Annotated in this window: 1 protein-coding gene and 1 pseudogene; both read right to left on the reverse strand. The window is 34.6% G+C overall.

Features of this window, described 5'->3' with window-relative positions; translation table 11 throughout:
* Nucleotides 1-167, reverse strand: a pseudogene (locus AMN78_RS04265) (cytochrome c oxidase subunit I); the annotation flags it as partial.
* On the reverse strand, nucleotides 167-682 hold a 516-nt coding region (coxB, locus tag AMN78_RS00685), incomplete at its 5' end, for a cytochrome c oxidase subunit II (RefSeq protein ID WP_075533718.1). The pseudogene AMN78_RS04265 and the gene coxB, both read right to left, overlap by 1 nt.

Here is a 682-nt window from a genome sequence, read left to right on the forward strand (position 1 = left end):
ATTAATTCCATTCTCATTAAAACTGAAAATGCGGATCCAATTATACCGGCAATAATTGCGAAGATAAGATACATTGTTCCAATGTCTTTGTGATTAGTTGAGTAAGCCCATCTCTTCCAACCTGTTGGATTATGGTGATGCTCTTGGTCTGCAGTTGTTGCTGACATTACTGTATCTCCTTAATTTTTTTTGCTACTTTAATACTATTATTAATTTCTTCTTTGGCAAATTTAACTTTTGCTTCCTTTAACCATTCATTATACTTATCCTCAGACACAACGTTTACTGTGATAGGCATGAAAGCATGTTTTATTCCACATAGCTCAGAACACTGGCCGTAGAAAGTTCCAGTTCGATCTGCTTTAAACCATGTCTCATTTATTCTTCCAGGAATTGCGTCTCTTTTAACCCCGAAAGATGGTAGTGCCCATGCATGTAAAACATCATTTGCAGTTATCATAACCTTTACAACTTTGTTGACTGGAACGTAAACTGCATTGTCAACCGCTAATAATCTAGGTTGATTTTCTTTTAAATCTTTTTCATCAATCATATAAGAGTCGAAGATTATATTTTCATCTGGGTACTCATAACCCCAATACCACTGATATCCTATAGCTTTGATAGTAACGTCTGCTTTAGGAATTTCATCTTGTGAATATAAAACTTTAAATGAAGGAAC

The organism is Candidatus Pelagibacter communis (assembly GCF_001179945.1).
Taxonomy (GTDB): domain Bacteria; phylum Pseudomonadota; class Alphaproteobacteria; order Pelagibacterales; family Pelagibacteraceae; genus Pelagilacustribacter; species Pelagilacustribacter ubique_A.